This is a genomic window from Paenalcaligenes sp. Me131 (assembly GCF_050487225.1).
GTDB lineage: Bacteria > Pseudomonadota > Gammaproteobacteria > Burkholderiales > Burkholderiaceae_B > Paenalcaligenes.
This window is the reverse complement of the sequence record NZ_JBKQGY010000003.1, coordinates 45,516-68,246: the sequence shown is the minus strand read 5'-3', so window position 1 is coordinate 68,246 and position 22,731 is coordinate 45,516. Positions and strand designations below refer to the sequence as shown.

Below are 22,731 nucleotides of genomic sequence, written 5' to 3'. Positions count from 1 at the left end.
TATGGCAATCACCTTTGAGCAAAAAATCTATACGCCAGATGCGTTGGCAGCAGCCGTAGAACGCGGTGATTTACCGCGCCCGTTGGTGTTTACCAATGGCGTATTCGATATTTTGCACCGTGGGCACGTAAGCTATTTGGATGCGGCAGCGCAGTTGGGCGTAAGCCTAGTCGTTGCCATTAATACCGATGCGTCAGTACGTCGCTTAGGCAAAGGTGATGATAGACCGTTAAATGCTGAGCAAGATCGCGCTGCGTTATTGGCAGCGCTTTCTTCAACCACTGCAGTGACTTTCTTTGCTGAAGACACACCAGAAGCCATTATTGCAGCCTTGAAACCCGATCTAATCGTCAAAGGTGGCGATTACGATATGGAAAAGCTGCCTGAAACAGCGTTGGTGCGCAGTTGGGGCGGCGATGCAGTAGCCATAGACTTTGAGTTCGACAGGTCTACTACGGCGCTGGTACGCAAAATTCGCCAATAAACCATGGAACAGGCTTTCTTACAGGGCGCAGTCTTAGGCCTAGGCCTGATCGTGGCTATTGGAGCCCAAAACATCTTTGTGTTAAAGCAAGGCTTATTACGCCAGCATGTATTCTGGGTGGCATTGATTTGCACGGTATGCGATATCATTTTGATGGGCGCTGGCGTCTTTGGGGTAGGGACGCTGCTAAGCCAAAACGCCACATTGACACGCGTGCTCGCCTTTTTGGGGGCAGCGTTTGTGGCGTATTACGGTCTTAGGGCGTGGCGTAGTGCTTGGTTAGGCAGCAGCGGCATGCATCTGGATGGTACCGCCGCGAAAGTCAGCTTAAAACGCGTAGTACTCATCACGCTGGCCATTACCTTGTTGAACCCGCATGTGTATGTGGATACCTTGCTCTTGGTGGGCGGTATTGCTGCTACCTACGAAGAACAGCATAAGCTGGGCTTTTGGTTAGGCACTAGCGTGGCATCTATCGTGTGGTTCTTCTCTATTGCCTATGGTGCGGTGCTGCTATCGCCATGGCTACGTAGTCGTTTGGTATGGCGCGTGATAGATACGCTGATAGGCGTGTTTATGATGTGGATTGCTTGGTATCTAATCCAATATGGCATAGCTAGCGCGTAGCTGGCTCAGGCGGCTAAAACCTGCTGGCCAAAACTGACTGCATGAGCCTTAGGCTGCGAAAGTATTTCCTTCATTGCTTGCTACGGTTTTTATTTTGGTAGTTGCTGGCAGTGAGCCGTCTTTCTGTAGTAGCTCACGGGAAATGTTAGCGGTGCTGTAGCTCTACTCATGTTTGGAAAGTGTAGAAACATGGAGTGATGCCTTAGTAGTGCGCTCTGATCGGATTCGCCCTTAAGGCCAGTAGGCAGATGCCTGCTACAACAGGCAGAACTGTACACAAGAAAGGGCAGTCAGCCTAACCTCATTCTCCCCGTCCCCAGCGTGTGCGATGAGATGAGGACTGTGCTGTGGGATATGCTTAAGCAATATAGCGGTATAGACCTACTAGGGTACTAGCAATTGGCTGCTGCAGCCCCCTCGTCATTGCTTGCCACGAGTTTGAGATAGGTCGCCGTTGAAGCTGTGTGTTTTTGCAGCAGGAAATATTATGACTAGAGAAAGGGCTGTAAACCTACCCTCATTCAAACCCATCGAGGGACGGAGAGGAAACTTTTTTGATTTGGTGTTTCAAATCACAAAAAGTATTCCTGCAGTCCCTAGCGCGTGCGATGAATGCTGTGCTTCCCGGTATATACGATAAACACCGCCATCCATACATAAAGGGGAGTGTTTACGCCGCCGGCTGTGGTTGATCCAGCAGGGCATCTAACGCCTGCAGATCAGCATCATTCAGTGTGCCGGCCGCCTCTTTCAAGCGCAGACTATTTAACAGCGTGTCATAACGTGCTTTGGATAATGCACGTTGTGTTTCATACAGTTGTTGCTGCGCATTCAACACATCAATATTGATACGCACGCCGACTTCATACGCCAGTTCGTTAGCGTCTAGCGAAGCTTGGCTAGAGCGCTCTGCCGCCTGTAATGCACGTACCTGTAGTAGCCCCATATTCACGTCAGTGAAGTATTGGCGTGCGGCGGTAATCGCATTGCGTTTAGCGTCTTCTTTCTCGAAATTCTGTTGCTGCAACCTAGCGGTTTGCTCACGCACGCGCGAGGAAATCGCACCACCGGAATACAAAGGAATATTGAGCTCTAACCCAATGCTGCTGTCCAGTGCGCGGGGCGAGCGACTATCTTGGTACACGCCCTGTTGGTTCGTACTGCCAGTGCGGGCTTGCAACGATAACGTAGGCGCGTGTTCGCGCTTGGCGGCGTCTAAGGCAGCTTGTGTGCTTAACCAACTGAGTTCAGCCTTCAGCACGCTTAAGTTGTTTTGTGCTGCTTGCGATGCCCAGGTTTCGGGTTGAGCCGGTTCAGGGGTGGGCAAATCGTTAGTGGATAGCCCATTTAACACCGGAGCAGGCTCAGCAATCAGGGCCTCTAAGGCCTGTTGTTGCACTTGCAGTTGGCTTTCCGCCGCCACAATAGAACTGTTCACAAGGTCTAACCTTGCTTTGGCTTCGTAGGCATCCGTAATGGATGTACCACCCAAATCAAAGGATGCTTCGGCCGATTTCAGCTGGTGTGTGACCGCTTGGCGTTGGGCATACAGGGAGCGTAGGGTGTCTTGTGCGGTCAGTACGTTGAAGTAGGCTTGCGCCACACGCACCATCAATTGTTGACGGGCTTGTTCTTCATTGAGTACAGCAACAGCAGCTAAGTGTTTGGAGCGCTCGTACAGGCTATAGGCTTGCAAATCAATAATCGCCTGACTGAGTGTCAGGTTCCATTGATTCATGTTGCTATGGCCATGTTGTTTAAGCGTGCTGGCCCTACGTCGGTCAGTGGTGCCAGCTTGAGCATTACCCGCGAGGTGGGGGAGTAGCTGTGCTCTAGCTTGATGTATTTGCTCTTGATCAGCCGTGCTGGCATAGCGTGTGGCGGCATAAGCCGGGTCACGCGCTAAAGCCAGCTCCCAGATATCAAGCAAACCTGCCGCAGAGGCAGGCAGTGCCATGTAGAGGGAGCTGAACAGTAGGGTGCTCAGCGTGCGTCGCCAAGGGCGACGACGGGCGTGATTAGAATTTGAAATGCGAAATAGCCGTACCATGCAAAGCTTTGATGTTGGTATCAAAAAGAAGTTCCACGTCAAAACTTGCGGCACTAGTACGCGTGATACGAGTCACGGTCATTACAGGTTGCTGACCAACGACGGCTACCAAACGGCCACCAATCGCCAACTGATATTTCAGTGCATCCGGTACAGTAGGAACCGAGCCAGTCAGCAAAATTGCATCATATTCGGTAGTACCCCAGCCTGCGTGAGCATCGCCAGTTTCAACGGTAACATTCGTGATTTTGTTACGTTGCAGATTGTTTTTTGCAAAGCCAGCAAGCGTACTGTTGATTTCAATCGAGGTCACTTGCTGGCACAAACAGGCCAGCAAAGCGGCTTGGAAACCCGAGCCAGTACCGATTTCAAGCACACCATCAGACGGTTTGAGTTGCAGTTCTTGGGCGAGACGGGCTTCCAAGCTGGGGAACAGCATGGTTTCACCGGTGTCTATGCCGTCAACAATCAGTGGCAGTTCGGTATCAGAAAAGGCCGCACCTTCCATAGCTGGAGGTACAAAGCGCTCACGCTTGACCTCTAGTAGGGCAGCAAGCACGTTTTCATCAGACAGATGCCAAGGGCGGATTTGTTGCTCGATCATGTAATAGCGTGCACGTTCGAGCTCAGACAGCGCGTGAATGTTCATAACGTCCAATAAGCGTTTGGTTAGTCGTACAGAAATCTGATTATAGGACAGGATGCCAGATACTGCTTTGTTCAAAAACAGGCATTTCTGTCCAGATCGTTACTTCATGGGCAAGCAGGAAGCATCTGTTGCAGAAGAATACTCGCATTCTGCACAGCGATGCTCATAAATTGCTCAAAATCCATGTTGGCGCCGTCATTGGCATTGTCGGAAATAGACCGAATGCAAATCACAGGCACCTTATTCAGGTAGCACACTTGCGCAATACTAGCACTTTCCATCTCGCAGGCAAGTGCATTGAACTGCTGGTGTATCCAGCGGCTTTTTTCTGGGCAAGCAATAAATTGATCCCCGCTGGCAATGCAGCCAGTGCTGACCTGATGCCCTGTAATGTGGCTGGCAGCAGCCTGAGCCAATTTACGTAGCGTGGGGTCAGTAGGGAAGTACAGCGTATCCATACGGAAGATCTGTCCTGGTGGCAAACCTAGGGCAGCGATATCCATATCGTGCTGTACCAAGCAATCCGCAATCACCACATCACCGGGGGAAATGCCTGGGCCTATGCCCCCTGCAATCCCAATATTGATGACACGGCTTACCGCGAATTCAGAAATCAGTATTTGTGTGCACGTGGCAGCATTCACCTTACCTACACCACAAATTACCGCAACCACAGGTTTACCTGCGAACAGGCCTTGGTGAAACTGCATGCCAGCACGTTCGTGAGTACTGGCATGATCTAAATGCTGCAGGACGATTTCTAACTCTTCCTGCATGGCCACAATAATGGCGGTGCTATGCGTCATAACTACAGTGGTGACTCAGACCAAATCAAGAATTAACAGGTGGCCACCAGTGGTGGAAGTGATGTACTGGGCCATGGCCTGAACCAATGTTCATTTCATGAGAACGTGCAATCGCTTTAAACAAATATTGTTTGGCGAGCTTGGCTGCTTCAACCGCATTAGGGGTTTGGGGCAACAAGGCAGCTAATGCAGCTGACAAGGTGCAGCCTGTGCCATGTGTGTTTTTAGTTTGGATACGCAAAGCCGGCATTTCTACCATTTGATCGCCATTAAACAGCAGATCAGGGCAGTCATCACCAGGTAGGTGCCCACCCTTTAAAAATACCCAGCGTTCTTTGCCATCATCAATCAGCTTATGCAGTTTCTCGGCTACGCCATACATCTCTTTGAGTGTTTCGGCGGGGCGAGCTTCCAGCAGTACTCCGGCTTCGGGCAGGTTAGGCGTAATCATGGTGGATTGTGGTAGTAGCTGTTCACGCAGGGCGTTTACAGCGGGTTTTTCCAAAAGCAAATTACCGCTTTTAGCCACCATGACGGGGTCTAGTACCAGATGTTTGGGCTTCCAGTGTGCCAAGCGCTCAGCAACCACTTCAGTCACAGGCTGTTGTCCCAACATGCCCAGCTTCACCGCATCAATACGCACGTCGTCAAACAGCGTATCAATCTGCAAGGCCACAAAAGCGGGGTCCACAGGCAATATGCCCGTTACACCTTGGGTGTTTTGTGCGGTCAGTGCGGCAATCACACCGTTAGCATAGGCGCCAAGAGCGCTCATGGCCTTTACATCGGCCAAGACACCAGCACCCCCAGAGGGGTCTACGCCGGCGATGGTCAGAGTACTGGGAATCATAGACTTTACTTAGAACGAGAATGAATCATGCCCTCAACAGGCGAGCTAGGGTCTGCATCGTAATATTTGCGAGGTACGCGACCAGCAAGGTATGCATTACGACCAGCTTGTACAGCTTCTTTCATGGCCAATGCCATGCGAATTGGGTCACGAGCACCGGCAATCGCGGTATTCATCAATACGCCATCACACCCTAATTCCATACCAATTGCGGCATCCGAGGCTGTGCCTACGCCAGCGTCTACCAGTACAGGTACGGAGGATTGATCGATAATCAGGCGCAGGTTCCATGGGTTAATAATGCCCATGCCGGAGCCAATCAGTGATGCCAATGGCATGATGGCCACACAACCAATGTCTTCCAGCATCTTGCACTGAATAGGATCGTCAGAGCAGTACACCATCACGTCAAAACCTTCGCTCACCAGTGTTTTGGCGGCGATTAGGGTTTCGGGCATGTTGGGGAATAGGTTTTGGGCGCTGCCCAGCACTTCCAGTTTCACCAACGAGTGGCCATCCAGCAATTCACGCGCTAGGCGCAAAGTGCGCACGGCATCGTCTGCGGTAAAGCAGCCGGCGGTATTAGGCAAAATGGTGTAGCGGGAAGGTGGAACGTAGTCCAGCAGGCTAGGCGCGTTAACGTCTTGGCCGATGTTGGTGCGACGGATGGCGACAGTAACAATTTCTGTACCACTGGCTTCAATCGCTAGCTTGGTTTCTTCGAAATCCTTGTATTTCCCTGTGCCTACAAGTAGACGGGATTGATAGGATTTACCCGCAATAACAAATGGATCGGCAGGAGTAGTAATGCTCATGGTGGTGATGCTCTAGTGGTATGACAGAAATGCTAGGGTTATCCGTAGCGTCAAAACCTTAAAGGATAATGCATTTATCAGGGTTTGGCAGGGCTTTTGCCATGCTGCGCCGCAGCATGTCGATCTGCCCGTACACGATCCACATAGCCACACAGTTGCTCCGTGGCATCAATGAGGCGCGGGCCGGGTCTATACAGCAGGTCGGGCGAAATTCCGTATACACGATTATCTAAGGCGGCAGGCAATTGGTGCTGCTGCCCGTAATGTAGGCGTTCTTGCTGTGTCAGCGGTGATGATTGCGACAAAATGACTACATCTGGGTTACGGCGTAGCAGTTCTTCGGGCAAGACTTGCGGAGCGGCAACCATACTATGAGCATAGCTGTTTTGTGCGTGGCAGGTGGCCAGCACGTCATGGATCAACGGGTCGTTGCCGATGGTGTAAATAGGATCGTGCCCTAGCTCTAAATAAATAGAGACAGGGGTGTTATCTGTAGGAGCACGTTGTGCCAGAGCATCTAAGCGATCATCTAACTGTTGGGCAACAGGGCAGGCGATATCACGGGTATTAAACAACCAGCCCAATCGGCGGATTTCTTGTGGAATATCACGCAACCGTAATGGTTTAGAGTACAGCAGCGCAATATCCAGTCTGGTTAAGGTGGGCTGTAATGCATTCAGAGTGCTGCCGGGTAACCAGGCCAGAATGCTGTCAGGTTGATAGTGCAGCAGTCTTTCTGGGTGCAGGGTAATGCCGTCCCCAATGCGAGCAATGGTTTTGGCGGGTTCGGGGTAATCGCTGCTGCTAACCGTAGCCACTATATAGTGGCCTGCACCGGCGGCATAAATAAGCTCGGTCAGGTGGGGCGACAAGCTGATGGCGCGGTGTAGCGCGGGCGAGGGCTGCTCGCTGCTGCACGGGTCATCGGGAATGGTAATACTGGACTCTGCATGGGCAGGCGCTAGCGTTGCTGCCAATAGTAAGGCTGTAGTCCAGCTAAGCAGGGTAGTACGTAGCGCGCCCATGAGTGTGGTTGTTCTTAAAAGTGCTTTCCCCCTGCGGCGATAGCCAGACAGGGGGAGAGGGCGATTACATGCGCCAGCTTAGGTTCACGAATACGTTAGAGCCGGGCGTGTTGTAGCCGTAGGCGTACTCATAGCGTTTGTTGAAGACGTTATCCCAACGCACGGTAGCGGTAACGGATTTACTGAAATCGTATTTGGCGGTCAAGTTAACCAGACTAAAGCTGCCCAGTGTCACATCTGTGGCCGGGATGCTGCGGAAGTCTTGATCAGAGCGTTTTGCCGTCCACGAATACTCAGCACCAACTTGCAGATTGGTAAAACGGTAGTCAGCACCGAAACGATACACTTGTGCGGCACGACGAATCAGGCGATTGCCTGTTTCTTTGTCGCGAGGGTTGGTTAAGTCTAGGCTGCCCCACAACGATAAGTCGTCGAACTGTTGATCAACCATCAACGAGTAACCTTTGATCTTGGCGCGATTGGTGTTGAAGTACTCGCCGTTAGGGCCGCCAGCAAAGCGCCAGTTAATCAGGTTATTGATGCGGTTCTGGTAGGCGACCAGTTTTACAGAGCCAGTGTCATGGGTGTAGGCAATACGCGCTTCCACGTTTTTGGATGTTTCAGGCGACACGGTAGAAATCTGTGCGCTTTGGTTCACGTAGTCTTCGTACAACGTAGGCATTTTGAAGCCTGTGTTGTAGGAAGCTCCTACCGTCCAACGGTTGGTGATGTCGAAGTCATAGGCCACAGCGCCCGTAGTACGGCTGGTATGGCCAGCAATACGGTCATGGCGCAGGCTTGCTTGCGCATGGTGTCGGCCGTAGTTCAGGCTGTAAATCAGCGCACCAGCATTGCTGTGACGTTTAGCGTTTAAGCTGCTGTAGCCTGCTTGTTTACCACGTTCGTCATTGTGCTCCAGCAGAGCAGTCAGTGTTTGGTATTGACCTAGTGTGACGTCGTTTTGCCATGCGTAGTTACGCAAGGTGGTTTGGTAGGACGAGGTCTCTACGTTAAAGCTGCTATACCCCTGGCGTGTTTCACGCGTTTCGTTAACGCTCAGCTTGCTAGTCCAGTTACCGAAGAGTTTATTGGTAGAGCTTAAGCCATACGCTTGTTGGCGTGTCGCACTGGATTCTTGGCCGGTGTAGCCGGTAAATTCACCATTAATGTATGACGAGAATAGGTGAGCATCCAGACGGTGTTGATCTGAAAATGCATAACCTAGGTCGGCTTTGACACTATTGCTTTCGTAACCGTCTGCGCGTTTAGATGCCCCCACATCAGAATGGGCATTGGTAGAGCGGAAGCCGTCGCTATTGGCCATAGAGCCAATCAGGTTATACGACAAACCATTGCTTTGGCCTGAAAAGCCTACGCTGCTTTTGAACAAGCTATGTGTACCAATACCCATCTCTCCCCAGAAAGCCATAGGAGTATCGGTTTGGCCTTTTTTGGTGATGATGTTGATCACACCACCAATGGCTTCTGAACCGTACAAGCTACTACCTGCACCACGCAAAATTTCGATGCGTTCAATTTGAGCAGGGTTAATCGCATTGAAATTGACGCTGTTGGAGATGCTGCTGTTAATACGTACGCCATCAATTAGCACTAATACGTGACGGCTATCCGTACCACGCATGAAAATCGACGTAGGGGTTTGTGGACCGCCGTTAGTGCTGATTTGAATGCCGTGTTCACGAGACAGCAATTCAGCCACGCTACTTTGGCCGGCTTTTTCTAAGGTTGCTCTATCGATAACACTGACGTCGCCCACGACTTCGCTCTCCAACTGGGCGATGCGGCTGGCGGTAACGACGACGTTATCGAGTTCAGAAATGGGTTCAGCGTGTTGTGCTACGGTACAAATAGGGAAGGCACAGGCTAGCAGTGCAGCCAGACTCGTTGTTTTCATGATGAATCCTGTAAGGTGCGCGACCCCGCACACCACACTAAAAACAGGCTATGCCTAGACTGCGGGCTAGCCACACATATTCAGGGATATCAGGGCTCGGTATCGGGCTGACATGCAAAAAGCATGAGTACCGTTGCGGGGGCAGCGCTGTTTATTCTATGAAATAGGGCCAGGCTTCCCGATGAACAGAAGGGTTTTCTGCTCAGTTACATAAGAAAATGAAATCTTAGTATGTACCTTGATATGCAAGGAGAATTTAGCATAGCAGCCCTGCGGGGGTACAATACATCTCTTTGGTTGTGGTGTAAGCGAGTCGATTTTTACGCTCCCTATGCTGCGCTTGACGATTTTCAGGATTTTGCTCGTGACCGTGTCATATCCCGCTATCCCATACCCCGTATCTTCGTACACCCGTGCAGGTGATTTTGTACAGTTGTTGGCTGATCGCATTGTGATTCTGGATGGCGCGATGGGCACCATGATCCAGCGCTACAAATTAAGCGAATCGGATTTTCGCGGTGAGCGATTTAAAGATCATCACAAAGATGTACGTGGTGATAACGAGCTGCTATCGTTGGTGCGACCAGACGTTATTGAGGCCATACACCGCCAGTATTTGGAAGCGGGTGCAGATGTGATCTGTACCAACACCTTTGGGGCGACAGAGGTAGCACAGAGCGATTACGCATTGCACGGTATCGCCTACGAGCTGAACGTCGCATCAGCGCAAATCGCACGTAAAGTCTGTGACGAATTTATCGCTAAAGGTCAGCGTCGCTACGTGGCAGGGGTGTTGGGGCCACAACCCAAGACAGCCTCTATTTCGCCTGACGTGAATGACCCGTCCGTACGTAACGTCACCTTTGAAGAACTGCGTGATGCCTACACCGAACAGCTCAATGGCTTGATTGATGGTGGCGCCGATATCGTACTGATAGAAACCATCTTCGATACCTTGAACGCTAAGGCCGCAATTTTTGCTGTCGAATCCGTCTTTGATGAACGCAACATTCGCTTGCCAGTGATGGTGTCTGGGACGGTGACGGATGCCTCGGGCCGCATTTTGTCAGGCCAAACCGTAGAGGCATTCTGGAACTCTGTACGCCATGCACGACCTGTCACCATCGGTTTGAACTGTGCGTTGGGTGCCGCGTTGATGCGCCCCTATATCGCCGAGCTGTCCAAGATTTGTGACACCTATATCTGTGTGTACCCCAATGCTGGTTTGCCAAACCCGATGGCAGAAACAGGCTTTGATGAAACCCCTAAAGACACCTCTGGCTTGTTGCACGAGTTTGCTGAGGCCGGTTTGGTGAATATGGTGGGCGGTTGCTGTGGTACGACGCCAGAACACATCCGTGCGATTGTGCAGCAAGTGCAAAACTTGCCACGTCGCCAAGTGCCTGAAATCCCTGTACGCACCCGTTTGTCAGGCTTAGAAGCCTTGAACTTTGATGAGCAAAGTTTGTTCATTAACGTAGGGGAACGTACCAACGTCACAGGTAGTAAAGCCTTCTTGCGCTTAATTCGCGAAGAACGCTTTGAAGAAGCCTTGTCGGTGGCGCGCCAGCAGGTAGAGAACGGTGCGCAGATTATCGATATCAATATGGATGAAGCCATGTTGGACTCAGTTGCCAACATGCGTAAATTCTTGAACTTGATTGCTTCTGAACCCGATATTTCTCGCGTTCCCATCATGGTAGATAGCTCCAAGTGGGAAGTGATTGAAACAGGTTTGCGCTGCATTCAAGGTAAAGCAGTGGTGAACTCCATCTCGCTGAAAGAGGGCGAAGAGTCTTTCTTGGCGCATGCGCGTTTGTGCCGTAAGTACGGTGCGGCGGCGGTGGTGATGGCCTTTGATGAGCAAGGGCAGGCCGACAGTCTAGAGCGACGCAAAGAAATTTGTGCGCGTGCGTACTGGATGCTGGTGAACGAAGTAGGTTTTCCACCTGAAGACATTATTTTTGACCCCAACGTGTTCGCAGTCGCTACTGGTATTGATGAGCACAACAATTACGCACGAGACTTCATCGAAGGCGTGAAATGGATTCGTCAGAATCTGCCGCATGCTCGTATGTCGGGGGGTATTTCTAACGTGAGTTTCTCGTTCCGTGGCAATGAAGCCATGCGTGAAGCCATTCACACCGTATTCCTGTACTACAGCATCCGTGAGGGGCTGACCATGGGGATTGTGAACGCCGGTCAGTTGGGCGTCTATGCTGATCTGGATGAAAAAGTACGCAATATGGTGGAAGACGTCATATTGAACCGTGAGGATCCCGTCGCTAAAGAAGGCCCTGATGACGAGCGTAGTTCAACGGAACGCTTAGTGGAGCTAGCCGAGAACATCAAAGGTTCTGGTGCGAAACGCGAAGAAGATCTCACATGGCGTGAGCAGCCAGTACGTGCGCGTTTGGTGCATGCGCTGGTAAACGGTATTACGAGCTTTATTGTGGAAGATACCGAAGAAGTACGCCAAGAAATTGCCAATGCTGGGGGGCGCCCTATTGAGGTTATTGAAGGGCCGTTGATGGACGGTATGAACGTGGTGGGCGACCTGTTTGGTGAGGGCAAAATGTTCTTGCCGCAGGTGGTGAAGTCCGCCCGCGTGATGAAGCAAGCCGTATCGCACTTAGTACCTTTTATCGAAGAAGAAAAACGTCAAATTGCCTTGGCTGGGGGCGATGTGCGCTCTAAGGGCAAAATCGTCATGGCAACGGTGAAAGGTGATGTGCACGATATCGGTAAGAACATTGTGACTGTAGTGCTGCAATGTAATAACTTCGAAGTGGAAAACATGGGCGTCATGGTGCCATGTGCCCAGATCCTAGAAAAAGCCAAAGAAGTTAATGCCGATATGGTGGGCTTGTCGGGGTTGATTACGCCTAGCTTAGAAGAAATGAGCTATGTGGCCTCTGAGATGCAGCGTGATCCTTATTTCCGCGATAAAAAAATCCCGTTGTTAATTGGTGGGGCAACCACTAGTCGTGTGCACACCGCCGTAAAAATTGCACCTCACTATGAGGGTCCTGTGATTTATGTGCCGGATGCCAGTCGTTCGGTAGGGGTGGCAACCAACTTGATGTCGGACAGCCGTGATAACTACGTGCAAGAAATTGCCGAAGAATATGACATGGTGCGTACGCGTCACGCGAATCGTAAAGAAACACCGCTGATCAGTTTAGAAGAAGCGCGTGCGGATGCACCGCCTATAGATTGGGCTAATTACACGCCACCTCGCCCCAAATTTATTGGTAGACGTACCTTTATTAACTACGATCTGGCTGACATCGCACGTTTCATAGACTGGACGCCATTTTTCCAAACGTGGAGTCTTTTTGGGCGTTTCCCGCGTATTTTGGAGGACGAGGTAGTAGGCGAGCACGCTAAACAGCTGTACGCCGAAGGCCAAGCGATGTTGAAAAAAATCATCGAAGGTCGCTGGTTGCAAGCCAATGGTGTGGTGGCCTTTTACCCTGCCAATAGTGTGAATGGTGATGACATCGAGGTGTACAGCGATGAGACGCGTTCCGAAGTGTTATTCACCTGGCGTAATCTGCGTCAACAAACAGTGAAGCGCTCAGGTGTACACAGTAAATGTTTGGCGGATTACATTGCTCCCAAAGAAAGTGGCATCATCGATTACATAGGTATGTTTGCGGTGACTGGTGGTTTGGGCATAGAAAAGCATTCCGAGCGCTTCCAAGCAGAGGGCGATGACTATTCTGACATCATGCTCAAAGCCTTGGCTGACCGTTTTGCTGAAGGCTTTGCGGAGTGCCTACATGCACGGGTGCGTACCGACTTATGGGGCTATGTGTCTGAGGAAGACTTGGATAACGAAGCACTGATTGACGAGCGTTACCAAGGCATTAGACCTGCGCCGGGTTACCCGTCTTGCCCTGAGCACGTAGTAAAAGCAGATATGAACCGTGTGATGCAGTGGGAAGATATCAACATGCAGTTGACGGAAAGTTTGGCGATGCTCCCGGCATCCAGTGTGTCGGGGTTCTACTTTAGCCATCCAGACTCACAGTATTTCAACGTGGGTAATATTGGTGAAGACCAGTTGCAAGACTACATACAGCGCTCCGGCAGAGACGAAGACGATGTACGTAGATCGTTAGCTTCAGTATTGCGTGGGTAACACATGGGACGCACTGAAACCATCACCTCCTCAGATCACGCGGCGAGTACACGGCGTAAAGCGTTAGGCGAATTCTTGCGTAGCGTGCGTGAACGCACACGTCCGGAAGCGTTGGGGCTACCAGCGGGCAGCCGACGACGCACACCGGGTTTGCGGCGCGAAGAGGTGGCTCAACTGTGTGATATCAGTGTGACTTGGTACACCTGGATGGAGCAGGGGCGAGAAATTGCTATTTCTCCTACCGTGTGCGCACGCTTAGCCAGCGAGTTACGTCTAGGGCGAGCCGAGCGTCAGTATTTGTTTGAGTTGGCAGAATGCGCTGACCCTGAGCATGGCGAATTACAGACGCAACTACCTGATGGCTTAGAGGACTGCGTACGTAGCATTGCGGCCCCAGCCTATATTTTGGATAGATGCTGGAACGTACTGGCACGTAACGACGCCTTATTGCGACTGTTTGACGGTTGGCCGGATCGAAACCCTGCACCGAATTTATTGCACTACATATTTTTAGACCCAGCCGCCCGTAGTTTGGTGGTGGATTGGGAGCAGCGTGCAACGCGAGTGGTGAGTGAGTTTAGGGGCGATGTGGGGGCGCATGTGGATGAGCCTGAACTACATTCCCTATTGCAGTCGTTGATCTCTACCAGCCCTGTGTTTGCGCAATGGTGGGGCAGGCAAACAGTGGTAGAGCGAGAGGGTGGTTTACGCAGCTTTTCCCATCCAGAGGATGGGGTGCTGCATTTTAGACAATACACCTTCAGGCTGGCCATACGGCCAGACTGTAAGTTGGTGATGCTGATTCCTCAAAAAGACGAGTAATTACGCTTTTTTCAAGAACTCGGCTTTAAGTTCGTAGCTGACGCCATCAATTTTGCAACTGACCTCATGGTCGCCAGCGACGATACGAATGCCACGGGCTTTAGCGCCTTTCTTTAGGGTAGTGGACGAGCCTTTTACTTTAAGGTCTTTAATTAGGTGTACATCGTCACCGTCTTGCAGTGGTGTACCGTGCGCATCTTTGATTTGGCGCTCGTCGGATTCGGCGGCGTTCTCTTCAGCATGAATGGACCACTCATGCGCGCACTCTGGGCAAATGTAGAACTCACCATCTTGATAGGTGTGTTCGCCAGAGCAAGATGGGCAAGAAGAGGGTTGTGTCATGAAAACTCCAGTCTACGAGAATTAAGCGTTAGTTCTATAATTTTGACAGCAGATGTTAGCACAAAGCGGTTTTTGGCTGGTTTGTGAAAAAAAGAGCAGTGCGTAGAAACACGTAACTGTAGCCGGGTTTACACGGCACGCTCTGTTTATGAGCGGGTTTGCAGTAAACTCGAGTTTTGGTGAATGCAATTTGTTAAGTGTGCGGTGAATATGGCCAAGAATTACGAATCTGAAATTACACAATTCCTGAAAGGCTTCAAACAGGAACATCCAGAGACCGACAATCGTCAACGCGAAGGTCGCGGCCGTTTGTGGGACAAACAGCTGGATGCTGAGCTGCAGGAAGGCTACCGTGCCGGACGTGTGGCACAACCAGCCTATGTGTACTACTCCAACGACTAATGTCGTGTGATGGCTGAGTCAGCCGATTCACAGATCACATCAACGGATGGAGGGGCTGTCGCCCCTTCATTACTTGATGCGGAGATATTTGCGCGTTTGTATGGGGAACCTTTATTTAAGGTTCCCCAGGATCTTTATATCCCTCCAGATGCCCTCAAGGTGTTCTTAGAAGCCTTTGAAGGCCCATTGGACTTGCTGTTGTACTTGATACGTAAACAGAACTTCAATGTGCTGGATATTCCCATGGCGCAGGTAACAGATCAGTATCTGGCCTACGTAGAGGAAATTCGTCGTACCAACCTAGAGTTGGCGGGTGAGTACCTGCTGATGGCCGCATTGCTAATCGAGATTAAGTCTCGCATGCTGCTTCCAGTTAAAAAATCTGATAGCGACGAAGAAGTAGAGGATCCACGAGCCGAGCTGGTGCGACGCTTGCTCGAATACGAACGCATGAAAATGGCAGCGCAAAAATTAGACGCGTTGCCACAGTTGGGGCGTGATTTTGAGCGTGCCCACGCACATCTGGATTTACATGTAGAGCAGGTACTGCCGGATATCAGTCCCGAGGATCTTAAAGATGCTTGGCGCGACATCATGCGTAGGGCACAGCTAAACCGTAGCCATACCATCACCCGTGAGCAGTTATCCGTACGCGATCACATGAGCCAAATATTGCGTCGTTTAAACGATGCACAGTTTTTAGAGTTTACGGCCCTATTCATAGAGCGAATCGAGGAAGGCGATGCAGTGCCTGTCCTTGTTGTGCATTTCTTAGCCATGTTAGAGCTGGTGCGCGAATCGCTGGTGGAAGTAACTCAAACCGAACCTTATGCCCCCATTTATGTGCGCCTAGCCTTTGTGCGTACCGAGGGCTCGTCTATTCAATAATGCCGTTCTGGTATTGGAGTTTTCAGTGAAAGTTGTACACACCATTCAGGAGCTACGCGACCATCTGCATGGACAGACTCGGGTTGCATTTGTGCCTACCATGGGCAACCTGCATGAAGGGCATTTAGCATTGATGCGGTTGGCGCGTCAGCACGGTGACCCAGTAGTGGCCAGTATTTTTGTGAACCCACTGCAGTTTGGTCCCAACGAGGATTTCAATCAGTACCCACGTACCTTGCAGCAAGATATAGACAAACTGGAAGCCGCGCGTGATGTGTACGTGCTGTTTGCTCCGTCTGAAAAAGAAATGTACCCAGAGCCACAAAGCTTTCGCATTGATACGCCTAAAGGTTTGGGCGATATCTTGGAAGGTGAGTGCCGTCCGGGGTTCTTTGAGGGCGTGAGTACAGTCGTGATGAAGCTGTTCTCCTGCGTGCAGCCACGTGTAGCCGTATTCGGTAAAAAAGACTACCAGCAGCTAATGGTAGTACGTAGCATGTGCCGTCAGTTTCAATTGCCTGTAGAAGTGATGGCGCATGAAACAGTGCGTGAGAAAAGCGGTTTGGCATTGTCCTCGCGTAATCGCTACCTGAGTGATCACGAAAAAGCTAAAGCCCCTCAGTTGTATGCCTGTTTACAAGCTGTGCGTGCGCAAATCCAGTCTGGTTGTACTGATGTGGCTCAAATTGAGCACGATGCAGCACAGCGCTTGGCATTGGAAGGCTGGGATGTGGATTACCTGACGTTGCGTCGTCAGCGTGACTTGCTCACACCAGCAGCAGACGAGATCAAGGCCGGTGAAGCATTGGTCGCGTTAGGTGCTGCCAAACTGGGTAGCACACGATTGATCGATAACTTGGAAATCTAAAAAGGGCAGGCCTTGGGTATGCCTTCAGCAAAGAAAGCCACGCTTATAGGTTTGCTTGCCGTAGTGTTGTGGAGCCTGATCGTAGGCTTAATACGCGGGGTGAGCGAAAGCTTTGGTGCGGTAGGTGGTGCGGCGCTGATTTACAGTGTGGCATCGCTGATTTTGTGGGCAACAGTAGGGTTTCCTAAGGTGCGAGAATTCCCACGCCGTTATCTGGTGTGGGGCAGCGTGCTATTTGTGTTGTACGAGCTGTGTTTAGCCTTATCCATAGGCTATGCCAGCCACGCTAAGCAGGCCATAGAGGTGGGGATGGTGAACTACCTATGGCCTACGCTGACCATAGTCTTTGCCATCTTATTTAATCAACAACGGACTACGTGGCTAATCGCGCCAGGCTTTGTGCTGTCTATGTTGGGTGTGGTGTGGGTGTTGGGCTCAGATCAAGGCGTAGACGTAGCGGGCATGCTGGTAAATATCCAAGAAAATCCGCTCAGTTATGGTTTGGCCCTGTTAGGGGCATTGATCTGGGCGGCTTATTGCACCGTTACGACGCGTATTGCTCAGGGTAAAAACGGGATCACTCTGTTTTTTATGTTGGTGGCTGTCGCGCTATGGGGCATGTATTTTGCAGGTGAACAGCCAGCGATGCAGTTTAGCGTAGGCTCATTGGTGTACTTACTGCTAGCAGCCATTGCCATGGGCTTTGGTTATGCGGCGTGGAATGTGGGGATTTTGTACGGAAATGTGACGCTGCTTGCGGGGGCGTCGTACTTTATCCCAGTATTTTCGGCAGCCTTTGCGGCATTGCTGTTGCGTACACCGTTGTCATGGTCATTCTGGCAAGGTGCGGCAATGGTGTGTGTGGGGTCTATCTTGTGTTGGCAGGCTACCCGTCAAAGGTAGCCTCCGCCAACCAACGCTCGCTTATTTAGCAGCGTCCAATGCTTGGGTTAAGTCAGCCAAGATATCATCAATGTGCTCAATCCCGATGGACAAGCGCACCATATCCAAACTTACACCCGCAGTTTCCAGCTCTTGTTCGTTTAACTGACGGTGAGTAGTGGTGGCTGGGTGGCACGCCAAGGATTTGGTGTCACCGATGTTAACCAAGCGAGTGATCAGTTTCAGTGCATCAATAAAGCGTGCACCGGCTTCACGACCACCTTCAATGCCGAAGCTCAAAATCGCAGCAGGTTTGCCGCCCATGTAACGTACTGCCAAATCGTGCTCAGGGTGCTCTGGTAGACCCGCGTAGTTCACCCATTTTACTTGTGGGTGTTTCTGCAGGAATTGAGCGGCTTTGAGAGCATTTTCGGTGTGACGTTCCATGCGCAGAGGCAGAGTCTCAATACCTTGCAAGATTTGGAATGCATTGAATGGCGACAATGCTGCACCAGTGTTACGCAGCGGTACTACACGGCAGCGGCCAATAAATGCAGCGGCGCCAAAGGCTTCGGTGTACACCACGCCGTGGTAAGACGGGTCAGGTGTATTCAGAATCGCAAAGCGCTCTTTGTGCTCAGCCCAAGGGAATTTACCAGAATCCACTACTGCACCGGCAATAGTCGTGCCGTGTCCGCCCATGTATTTGGTCAGGGAGTGCACCACGATATCCGCACCATGCTCAAATGGACGGCACAGCGCTGGAGAGGCCACTGTGTTATCTACAATCAGCGGTACGCCGTGACGGTGAGCCAAATCTGCCAACGCTTGGATGTCTACGATGTTCGCGCCTGGGTTGCCGATGGTTTCGCAAAATACGGCTTTAGTGCGGGCATCAATCAGGGCTTCTAACTTAGCTAATTCGTTGTGCGCAGCAAAACGAACCTCAATACCTTGACGTGGAAATGTGTGTGCAAACAGGTTGTAGGTGCCGCCATAAAGCTTACTCACCGAAACAATATTGTCACCCGCCTCGGCGATGGTTTGTATAGCATAACTAATGGCCGCCATACCGGATGCTACAGCTAGGGCTGCTACACCACCTTCTAGGGCCGCAACGCGCTCTTCTAACACCGCATTGGTTGGGTTCATAATGCGAGTGTAGATATTACCGGGTACTTTTAGGTCAAACAGATCTGCGCCGTGTTGAGTATTATCAAAGGCGTAAGAAGTGGTTTGGTAAATAGGTACGGCAACAGCTTTCGTGGTTGGATCCGGGCTGTAACCAGCATGAACGGCAAGTGTTTCCAGTTTCATAATGGGGGCGGGCAAAAGAAGGTAAGTGAAATAATCGCAGGTAATATGTGCATCGTACCGGTGGCTGACTGGCTATAGTTAGACAGAAAGCCGATTTCTATATTTCTTTTGGTAATGAATGACCGGCTGATAGTACGATTGTAGGCTTATTGCTGGAAAAACACACTTTTTTACAGTGTGATGCGTAGTACCAGTGGTTGCGGTAGCATGCAGGCTGGAAGCGTGAAAGCTCAGCACAAATGGATGGAACGGTGGTTTGAGGACTAAATGAAAGTGTGGTTCAAGCGTAGCCTATTAGGCTTGGTAGTGATTTTCATCGTGGCATTAGTAGGTGCCGCCATTTTCTTGCTGACTTTTGATCCAAATGCCTACAAACGTAAGCTAGAAGAGATCGTCTACGAGCGCTACCAACGTACCCTTGCGATAGAGGGTGAGATAGAACTGTCCTTATTTCCCCGTATAGGTTTGTCTGTCAACGGCGTGTCGTTGTCTGAGCGTAATAGCGACCAAACCTTTATGTCGGTAGACAGTGCCCGTTTTGCCGTTGCCATCTGGCCATTGATGTCTAATCAGTTCGTGGTGGATCACGTCTCGCTCAATGGCTTTAAAGTGTGGCTTGAGCGTGAGAAAGACGGCAGCTTCAATTTCTCCGACTTACTGGATGACACTGCGCTGGAAAATGTGCCGGCAACCACCGCTAATTCAGGCGGTTGGATCATGGGCTCCGCACATGCCGCCGAGGTAGAAGACCCGGCAGAAGGCACGGTCTCTACCGAACCTGTACCCGCTGAAATTCCTAAAGAGGAAGAGCCTGGCTCTGAGCTCAGCAAAGTCTTGGCGAGCTTAAAAGAGGCGGTGAGCCCAGATACAGGTAAAACACAATTCCAAATTGATATTGCCGGCCTAGATTTTCGTGAAGGCGAAGTGCACTACTACGACCACATTTTAGGTGGTGGTGGGCAAATCGTAGGCTTAGATATGAATACCGGGCGCATGACCTTCGGTCAGCCGTTTGACTTGAAGTTCAAAGGCCGCTTGCAAGGGACTAAACCGCACATGGAAGCCGCTCTGGATGGGCAGGCTTTACTGCGTCTGGACCCGTACAGTCATATCTATGCTGCGCAACGTATTAATGTGCAAGTGCAAGGGGATGTAGGTAGCTACAAAACCGAGCAGTTGCAGCTTAAAGGCGGTGTGGAGTACCAATCCCTAGTGGGAGTAGTGCGCGTGCAGGGCATGGAGCTTACCACCCAAGGTGAACTGGCTAGCCGTACTATGCCGTTATCTGACGTGCAGGCAAGCCTGAGTATCCCCGACCTCATTTATGCAGGTCAGCATTCGCTATTACGCATTCAGCGTATGGCGCTGCGCACCAAAGGTAACTACGAGCATGATGCAGTAGAGTTGGCCTTAGATGTACCGGATGTGTATACAGACAGCAATTCTGCCGAGATGAAGTCCCCCATCGTGGGTAGCTTTATCCGCTCAGGTGTGGACTCTACGGGTGTTAAATTACGCATAGAAAAACTTAGCGGTACGGACCAACTGCTACGAGCCGAACGCTTTAGCGTAGATGCTGTCTTGAAACAGCCTTTACAGGCGTGGGTGCTCAAAGTAGCTAGCCCCTTGGTATGGCAGCGCGAGCAGAAAGAGCTGTCTTGGGAAGCGCTTAAAGGGGTATTTAGCCTTGAAGACGAGGGCTTACCTAATCAGCGCGTAGAGGCCGATGTGGCAGGCTCGTTAACATGGGCCACCCCTGTGAATCAGTGGGATACTCATCTGGATATCGGTGAAAGCACTGGGCGTATTGAGGTCGATGCACGTTATCAACCTCAAACAGCGCCAAATCTGGATTTCACCATGCAGGTGCAAGACACCAATTTTGCTAATTGGATTCCATCAGCCGAAGTGCGTAAGCAGCGTGGCCGAGTGGTGTCGGGCGAGCAGCAAGATGCGGAAGAAAAGTTTGTAGGGCCAGTAGCTGGTACGGTGATGGATTTAAGTTTCTTGAACACCTATACCGTACAAGGCAAGGCACAGCTGCAAAATGTGAAAGTAGGTAAGTTGACGCTGGATCAGCTCAAAGCAGACGTAGGCATAGGCCAAGGCGAATTGCTGTTGAAGTTAAACAGTACTGAGTTCTACCAAGGTAGCTTGTTAAGCGAATTACGTTTGAAGGCAGATAGTAGCTTACGGGCTTCGGTAGATGCTTATGGCATTGAATCAGGCGCTATCTTGGAGGATGCGTTTGGGCAAACGCGTATGAGTGGCAAGAGCGATATCAGCGCCCGCGTCAGCGCATCGGGGCATACGCCTGCAGCATGGCTGCGTAGCCTAAGCGGTACGTTCAATATGGATACGGTAGATGGGCGAGTGTATGGCCTAGATGCATTTGAAACATTGGCAAGCGTAGTGGATGTGGCTAAAAATGCATTTAGCTCACAGCTACCGCCGTTGGCATTAGGCTTTGATTTGAGCCGCAGCACCAGTTTCTCGGCCTTGAGTTTGCAATCTACCTTGCGTGATGGTGTGCTGAGCTTTAATTCTATGCTGGCTAACTCACCAGACTTACGCATCAGTATGCGTAAACCGTCATCCATCAACTTGGTGGATCAAACGCTGGACTTGATACTAGAGTTCCGTCTGCAAAGCCAAATGCGTAACAACGCCAATGCTAGCTTGCTGAAAGAATTGTTCAGAGTAACTGTTCCTGTGCAATTGGTAGGCTCACTCTCGCATCCAGAGCATAGAATTCTATGGAATGAGATTAGCAGCAAACTGGTGCAACAGGCGTTGGAAAACGGTTTGGTAGAAAAACTAGTGGGTCAGCCATTGTTGGATACGCTGATGGATGTACGCGAAACCGGTACTGCACTGACTAAACGCGTGGAGCAAGCCGCACCAAGCCGTAGCTTGGGGGTGTTGTTTAGGGATTTGGTAGGTGGGATGTAAACCCACATAAAAAAACGGGGCTGATAACCCCGTTTTTTTTATGCCTGTTTAGGCTTCGGTAAGCCCAGCAAGTTTCTGAAATTTTTTCAGCAAAATCTCTTGGCTTTCTTGATGCTCAGGGTGCACCTCAATGCACTCAACAGGGCAAAACACCACGCACTGTGGTTCGTCAAAGTGCCCCACGCATTCAGTACATAGCGATGGATTGATCTCATAGATCTCCTCGCCCATGTAAATGGCGGTATTGGGACACTGCGGTTCACAGACGTCGCAGTTAATGCATTCTTCGGTAATAGTAAGGGCCATGGCTCTAGCAGCTAAAGCAATACAATAGGTTCAGTGTATAACGTCTGGCCCTTCTTTGCCGCCTTAACCCTTTTTGGCAAGCAGTTCTTGTTGTTCGCGAGCGATACGCGCTTTGCTGACCAACCAGCGCTCTACCGAGGGGAACACAAATTTGCTGACATCACCACCCAAAATAGCAATCTCACGCACAATAGTGCCCGAGATGAACTGGTATTGGTCGGAAGGTGTCATGAACAGTGTTTCTACTTCGGGCAACAGGTGGCGGTTCATACCAGCCATCTGGAACTCGTATTCGAAGTCGGACACAGCACGCAGACCACGTACGATGACTCGGCCATCTTGTTCACGTACAAAGTCTTTGAGCAAGCCGGCAAAGCTTTTGACTTCTACGTTGGGGTAATGGCCTAGTACTTCTCGGGCAATCTCCACGCGCTCCTCTACGCTGAAGAATGGCCGTTTAGCTTGGCTATGAGCAATACCCACCACCACGTGATCAAACAAGTTCGCCGCACGGCGTACTAGGTCTTCGTGGCCACGGGTAAAAGGGTCAAAGGTACCTGGGTAAACAGCTGTAATCATAAGAT

The 22,731-nt window shown here is 50.8% G+C and carries 20 protein-coding genes; 9 read left to right on the top strand and 11 right to left on the bottom strand.

What is annotated here, in order from left to right:
- The first annotated feature begins 1 nt into the window (after nt 1).
- Nucleotides 2-484 (top strand): adenylyltransferase/cytidyltransferase family protein, encoded by a 483-nt coding sequence (locus ACLPHM_RS11945; protein ID WP_430221458.1) that lies wholly within the window; start codon nt 2-4, stop codon nt 482-484.
- Between the two features lie 3 nt (nt 485-487).
- The gene (locus tag ACLPHM_RS11940) at nt 488-1,111 is read left to right on the top strand and encodes a LysE/ArgO family amino acid transporter (protein WP_430221457.1); all 624 of its coding nucleotides are present in this window, start codon (nt 488-490) and stop codon (nt 1,109-1,111) included.
- Between the two features lie 670 nt (nt 1,112-1,781).
- Here ACLPHM_RS11940 and ACLPHM_RS11935 read toward each other — a convergent pair.
- The 7 genes from ACLPHM_RS11935 to ACLPHM_RS11905 form a co-directional block, all read right to left on the bottom strand.
- A complete protein-coding gene (locus ACLPHM_RS11935; RefSeq protein WP_430221456.1) occupies nt 1,782-3,068 on the bottom strand; it encodes a TolC family outer membrane protein in 1,287 nt (428 codons plus the stop codon).
- A 61-nt stretch (nt 3,069-3,129) separates the two neighbouring features.
- Nucleotides 3,130-3,810 (bottom strand): protein-L-isoaspartate O-methyltransferase family protein, encoded by a 681-nt coding sequence (locus tag ACLPHM_RS11930; RefSeq protein WP_430221455.1) that lies wholly within the window; start codon nt 3,808-3,810, stop codon nt 3,130-3,132.
- A 104-nt stretch (nt 3,811-3,914) separates the two neighbouring features.
- Nucleotides 3,915-4,616, bottom strand: a complete 702-nt coding sequence (locus ACLPHM_RS11925) for a 5'-methylthioadenosine/adenosylhomocysteine nucleosidase (RefSeq protein WP_430221454.1) — start codon at nt 4,614-4,616, stop codon at nt 3,915-3,917.
- A gap of 25 nt (nt 4,617-4,641) precedes the next feature.
- Nucleotides 4,642-5,466, bottom strand: a complete 825-nt coding sequence (gene thiD, locus ACLPHM_RS11920) for a bifunctional hydroxymethylpyrimidine kinase/phosphomethylpyrimidine kinase (RefSeq protein WP_430221453.1) — start codon at nt 5,464-5,466, stop codon at nt 4,642-4,644.
- A gap of 5 nt (nt 5,467-5,471) precedes the next feature.
- A complete protein-coding gene (locus ACLPHM_RS11915) occupies nt 5,472-6,281 on the bottom strand; it encodes a thiazole synthase (protein WP_135861874.1) in 810 nt (269 codons plus the stop codon).
- Between the two features lie 77 nt (nt 6,282-6,358).
- Nucleotides 6,359-7,306, bottom strand: coding sequence for an ABC transporter substrate-binding protein (locus ACLPHM_RS11910; RefSeq protein WP_430221452.1), 948 nt, complete (start codon nt 7,304-7,306; stop codon nt 6,359-6,361).
- Nucleotides 7,307-7,370: 64 nt separating this feature from the next.
- Nucleotides 7,371-9,221 carry a TonB-dependent receptor domain-containing protein gene (locus ACLPHM_RS11905; RefSeq protein WP_430221451.1) on the bottom strand — a complete coding sequence of 617 codons (1,851 nt, stop codon included), beginning with the start codon at nt 9,219-9,221 and terminating at the stop codon, nt 7,371-7,373.
- 370 nt (nt 9,222-9,591) lie between these two features.
- Between ACLPHM_RS11905 and metH the strand changes: the two genes are divergently transcribed.
- Nucleotides 9,592-13,368 (top strand): methionine synthase, encoded by a 3,777-nt coding sequence (metH, locus tag ACLPHM_RS11900; RefSeq protein ID WP_430222017.1) that lies wholly within the window; start codon nt 9,592-9,594, stop codon nt 13,366-13,368.
- Between the two features lie 3 nt (nt 13,369-13,371).
- Nucleotides 13,372-14,190 carry a helix-turn-helix transcriptional regulator gene (locus tag ACLPHM_RS11895; protein ID WP_430221450.1) on the top strand — a complete coding sequence of 273 codons (819 nt, stop codon included), beginning with the start codon at nt 13,372-13,374 and terminating at the stop codon, nt 14,188-14,190.
- Here the strand turns inward: ACLPHM_RS11895 and ACLPHM_RS11890 are convergent, their stop codons facing one another.
- Nucleotides 14,191-14,532, bottom strand: a complete 342-nt coding sequence (locus ACLPHM_RS11890; RefSeq protein ID WP_430221449.1) for a zinc ribbon domain-containing protein YjdM — start codon at nt 14,530-14,532, stop codon at nt 14,191-14,193.
- 210 nt (nt 14,533-14,742) lie between these two features.
- Here ACLPHM_RS11890 and ACLPHM_RS11885 point away from each other — a divergent pair, with 210 nt between their 5' ends.
- From ACLPHM_RS11885 to yddG, 4 genes are read left to right on the top strand one after another with little or no spacing between them, the layout of a single operon-like run.
- Nucleotides 14,743-14,934: a DUF3460 family protein gene (locus ACLPHM_RS11885; protein ID WP_135861886.1), complete on the top strand. Its 192-nt coding sequence runs from the start codon at nt 14,743-14,745 to the stop codon at nt 14,932-14,934.
- A gap of 9 nt (nt 14,935-14,943) precedes the next feature.
- Nucleotides 14,944-15,822 (top strand): segregation and condensation protein A, encoded by an 879-nt coding sequence (locus tag ACLPHM_RS11880; protein ID WP_430221448.1) that lies wholly within the window; start codon nt 14,944-14,946, stop codon nt 15,820-15,822.
- Between the two features lie 25 nt (nt 15,823-15,847).
- Nucleotides 15,848-16,690 carry a pantoate--beta-alanine ligase gene (panC, locus tag ACLPHM_RS11875; protein ID WP_430221447.1) on the top strand — a complete coding sequence of 281 codons (843 nt, stop codon included), beginning with the start codon at nt 15,848-15,850 and terminating at the stop codon, nt 16,688-16,690.
- 18 nt (nt 16,691-16,708) lie between these two features.
- On the top strand, nt 16,709-17,593 hold the full coding sequence (gene yddG / locus ACLPHM_RS11870) for an aromatic amino acid DMT transporter YddG (protein WP_430221446.1): 885 nt from the start codon (nt 16,709-16,711) through the stop codon (nt 17,591-17,593).
- 21 nt (nt 17,594-17,614) lie between these two features.
- On the opposite strand, the gene ACLPHM_RS11865 is transcribed toward yddG, so the two are convergent.
- Nucleotides 17,615-18,889 (bottom strand): bifunctional O-acetylhomoserine aminocarboxypropyltransferase/cysteine synthase, encoded by a 1,275-nt coding sequence (locus ACLPHM_RS11865; protein ID WP_430221445.1) that lies wholly within the window; start codon nt 18,887-18,889, stop codon nt 17,615-17,617.
- A 267-nt stretch (nt 18,890-19,156) separates the two neighbouring features.
- Here ACLPHM_RS11865 and ACLPHM_RS11860 point away from each other — a divergent pair, with 267 nt between their 5' ends.
- The gene (locus ACLPHM_RS11860; RefSeq protein WP_430221444.1) at nt 19,157-21,841 is read left to right on the top strand and encodes an AsmA family protein; all 2,685 of its coding nucleotides are present in this window, start codon (nt 19,157-19,159) and stop codon (nt 21,839-21,841) included.
- Between the two features lie 48 nt (nt 21,842-21,889).
- Here the strand turns inward: ACLPHM_RS11860 and ACLPHM_RS11855 are convergent, their stop codons facing one another.
- Together ACLPHM_RS11855 and coaD are read right to left on the bottom strand one after the other, a co-directional pair.
- Entirely contained in the window at nt 21,890-22,147 is a 258-nt protein-coding gene (locus tag ACLPHM_RS11855) for a YfhL family 4Fe-4S dicluster ferredoxin (RefSeq protein ID WP_135861854.1), read from the bottom strand.
- A 63-nt stretch (nt 22,148-22,210) separates the two neighbouring features.
- Nucleotides 22,211-22,726 carry a pantetheine-phosphate adenylyltransferase gene (gene coaD / locus ACLPHM_RS11850; protein ID WP_135861852.1) on the bottom strand — a complete coding sequence of 172 codons (516 nt, stop codon included), beginning with the start codon at nt 22,724-22,726 and terminating at the stop codon, nt 22,211-22,213.
- Between the last annotated feature and the right edge of the window lie 5 nt (nt 22,727-22,731).

Bases quoted from the DNA above. Each gene is read 5' to 3' on its own strand.
- ACLPHM_RS11880 (WP_430221448.1), top strand. From the start codon at position 14,944: ATGGCTGAGTCAGCCGATTCACAGATCACATCAACGGATGGAGGGGCT.
- ACLPHM_RS11945 (WP_430221458.1), top strand. From the start codon at position 2: ATGGCAATCACCTTTGAGCAAAAAATCTATACGCCAGATGCGTTGGCA.
- ACLPHM_RS11910 (WP_430221452.1), bottom strand. From the start codon at position 7,306: ATGGGCGCGCTACGTACTACCCTGCTTAGCTGGACTACAGCCTTACTA.
- ACLPHM_RS11855 (WP_135861854.1), bottom strand. From the start codon at position 22,147: ATGGCCCTTACTATTACCGAAGAATGCATTAACTGCGACGTCTGTGAA.
- ACLPHM_RS11895 (WP_430221450.1), top strand. From the start codon at position 13,372: ATGGGACGCACTGAAACCATCACCTCCTCAGATCACGCGGCGAGTACA.
- ACLPHM_RS11860 (WP_430221444.1), top strand. From the start codon at position 19,157: ATGAAAGTGTGGTTCAAGCGTAGCCTATTAGGCTTGGTAGTGATTTTC.
- ACLPHM_RS11890 (WP_430221449.1), bottom strand. From the start codon at position 14,532: ATGACACAACCCTCTTCTTGCCCATCTTGCTCTGGCGAACACACCTAT.
- coaD (WP_135861852.1), bottom strand. From the start codon at position 22,726: ATGATTACAGCTGTTTACCCAGGTACCTTTGACCCTTTTACCCGTGGC.
- ACLPHM_RS11885 (WP_135861886.1), top strand. From the start codon at position 14,743: ATGGCCAAGAATTACGAATCTGAAATTACACAATTCCTGAAAGGCTTC.
- ACLPHM_RS11905 (WP_430221451.1), bottom strand. From the start codon at position 9,221: ATGAAAACAACGAGTCTGGCTGCACTGCTAGCCTGTGCCTTCCCTATT.
- ACLPHM_RS11865 (WP_430221445.1), bottom strand. From the start codon at position 18,889: ATGAAACTGGAAACACTTGCCGTTCATGCTGGTTACAGCCCGGATCCA.
- ACLPHM_RS11930 (WP_430221455.1), bottom strand. From the start codon at position 3,810: ATGAACATTCACGCGCTGTCTGAGCTCGAACGTGCACGCTATTACATG.
- ACLPHM_RS11935 (WP_430221456.1), bottom strand. From the start codon at position 3,068: ATGGCACTGCCTGCCTCTGCGGCAGGTTTGCTTGATATCTGGGAGCTG.
- yddG (WP_430221446.1), top strand. From the start codon at position 16,709: ATGCCTTCAGCAAAGAAAGCCACGCTTATAGGTTTGCTTGCCGTAGTG.
- ACLPHM_RS11915 (WP_135861874.1), bottom strand. From the start codon at position 6,281: ATGAGCATTACTACTCCTGCCGATCCATTTGTTATTGCGGGTAAATCC.
- thiD (WP_430221453.1), bottom strand. From the start codon at position 5,466: ATGATTCCCAGTACTCTGACCATCGCCGGCGTAGACCCCTCTGGGGGT.
- ACLPHM_RS11925 (WP_430221454.1), bottom strand. From the start codon at position 4,616: ATGACGCATAGCACCGCCATTATTGTGGCCATGCAGGAAGAGTTAGAA.
- ACLPHM_RS11940 (WP_430221457.1), top strand. From the start codon at position 488: ATGGAACAGGCTTTCTTACAGGGCGCAGTCTTAGGCCTAGGCCTGATC.